Source organism: Achromobacter xylosoxidans (assembly GCF_002192695.1).
In the GTDB taxonomy this organism is placed as follows: Bacteria; Pseudomonadota; Gammaproteobacteria; order Burkholderiales; family Burkholderiaceae_B; genus Achromobacter; species Achromobacter xylosoxidans_C.
On sequence record NZ_MTLG01000131.1, the window covers coordinates 1 to 2,467 of the forward strand.

At 58.7% G+C, this 2,467-nt stretch carries 2 protein-coding genes; both read left to right on the top strand.

Annotated features, from left to right (window positions below; genetic code table 11):
- The first annotated feature begins 105 nt into the window (after positions 1–105).
- Complete coding sequence (gene istA / locus BRO63_RS33835; RefSeq protein WP_123786275.1) at positions 106–1,632, top strand: IS21 family transposase; 1,527 nt, start codon at positions 106–108, stop codon at positions 1,630–1,632.
- Positions 1,622–2,413, top strand: coding sequence for an IS21-like element helper ATPase IstB (gene istB / locus BRO63_RS33840; RefSeq protein WP_054458908.1), 792 nt, complete (start codon positions 1,622–1,624; stop codon positions 2,411–2,413). Before istA ends, istB begins: the two co-directional genes overlap by 11 nt.
- Positions 2,414–2,467 lie beyond the last annotated feature (54 nt).

Sequence of the window (2,467 nt, forward strand, 5' to 3'; positions counted from 1 at the left end):
TGTTAATTTGCAGGCAGAGTTGACCCACTTTTACGTTTGATTTGCATCTAATTCTGACCCACCTCGTGAACACTATCCTGCTCGGTACCCGTGCAGGAGACAGGAGTGATCGACGTGGCTCTTCTCAGCATTATTCGCCGTTGGCACTTGCGTGATCATGTCTCTTTACGAGAGATTGCCAAGCGACTTGGCATATCGCGCAACACGGTGCGACGCTATCTGCGCTCGGGCACCATTGAACCAACCTACAGCCGTGCGGCTGGGCCTACCGTTCTAGACGGCTATGCGGAGAAGCTCTCGGCATGGCTCAAGGCCGAGGCCAACCGCACACGCAAGCAGCGACGCTCGCTATTGCAGCTGCACCAGGATCTCTGCGCTCTAGGCTACACGGGCTCTTACGACCGTGTTGCCGCTTTCGCGCGACGATGGCGACAGGAACAACAGGAACGATCTCAGACTTCAGGACGGGGCACGTTCGTGCCATTGACGTTCGCACCAGGCGACGCCTTTCAGTTTGACTGGAGCGAGGACAGTGCGGTGATCAACAGCGAGCGCACCAAGCTCCAGATCGCGCAGTTCAAGCTTTGCCACAGTCGCGCCTTCTTCCTGCGCGCCTACTGGCTCCAGACGCATGAGATGCTGTTCGATGCGCACCATCACGCTTTTGTGGCGTGGGGAGGCATCCCGCGTCGAGGTATCTACGACAACATGAAGACCGCTGTGGATAGGGTCGGCCGCGGCAAGTCGCGCGAGGTCAACGCCAGATTCTCCAGCATGGTCAGCCACTATTTGTTTGATGCGCAGTTCTGCAACCCCGCGTCAGGCTGGGAGAAGGGACAGATCGAGAAGAACGTGCAGGATAGCCGGAGGCGGATCTGGCAACGCCTGCCCCACTTTTCGAGCTTGGAAGCGCTTAACGACTGGTTGGCCGACGAGTGCGTCAGGCTGTGGCAACAGATACGCCATCCGGCATGTGACCAGAGCATCTGGCAGATATGGTCCGAGGAACGCCCATTTCTGATGCCTGTTGGCCAGCCGTTCGACGGCTTTGTGGAACACACCAAGCGCGTTTCCCCCACATGCTTGATCGCCTTCGAGCGTGACCGCTATAGCGTCCCCGCGTCCTACGCCAACCTGCCCGTAAGTTTGCGGGTCTATGCGGATCGCCTCGTTGTCGTCGCCGAAGGTCACGTCATTGCGCAGCATCCTCGCCACATCAACCGGCGCCATGACCGTGGTGCCACTTTCTACGACTGGCGGCATTATCTCGCCGTGCTGCAACGCAAGCCTGGCGCGCTGCGCAATGGGGCGCCGTTCACCGCGTTGCCGGAAGCATTTCGCCAGCTTCAGGCACGGCTTCTGCCTCACGCTGGCGGGGATAGAGAGATGGTGGAGATCCTGTCGTTGGTCTTGTTGCATGACGAGCAACTGGTCCTCGCCGCAGTGACCTTAGCGCTGGAGGCCGGTACGCCATCGAAGCAAACCATTCTCAACATCTTGAGCCGACTGCTCGACGGCACACCGCTACCGCCGCTGACGGCGCCCCAAGCGCTCTCGCTCACAGTCGAACCCGAGGCGAACGTCGGCCGCTACGACACCCTCCGCACTCAGGAGCCACGTCATGCAGCATGAACTCATGATCGAGCGCTTGAAGGCGCTCAAGCTGCACGGTATGGCTCAAGCGCTCACCGACCTCGTGCAGCAAGACTCTCCGGCATACCAGAGCTGCTCTCCCATCTTGAGCCAGCTTCTACGGGCCGAGCTTACTGAGCGAGAGGTGCGATCTATTGCCTATCAGATGAAGGTGGCCAAGTTCCCAGCATATCGAGACTTACAAGGCTTTGACTTCGGATGCAGCGAGGTCAACGAAGCCCTCGTTCGGCAACTGCACCGCGGCGAGTTCATCGAACCCGCTCACAATGTCGTACTAGTTGGCGGCCCTGGCACCGGCAAGACGCATCTGGCGACGGCCTTCGCGGTTCACGCCATCGAACACCTGCGTCGCCGAGTTCGCTTCTTCTCCACGATCGAGTTGGTGAACACGTTGGAGCTCGAGAAGCAGGCCGGCAAAGCTGGACACCTCGCCCACCGGCTCATGCACTCGCACGTCGTGATTCTCGACGAACTCGGGTATCTGCCATTCAGCCAAGCCGGCGGTGCGCTGCTGTTTCACCTCATCAGCAAGCTCTACGAGCACACAAGCCTCATCATCACCACCAATCTCAGCTTCGCTGAATGGGCAAACATATTTGGGGACGCAAAAATGACGACTGCGTTGCTCGACCGACTCACCCACCACTGCCACATCGTCGAGACCGGCAACGACAGCTACCGATTCAAAAACAGCAGCACGCAGCCCAAAAAGGAGCGTAAAACAGCCAAATCTGTGGCAACCCTGACCCAATCAAATTAGGGCTGGGTCAGTTTTCGATGCAAACGCTGGGTCAGTTTTCAGTGCAAACCAACA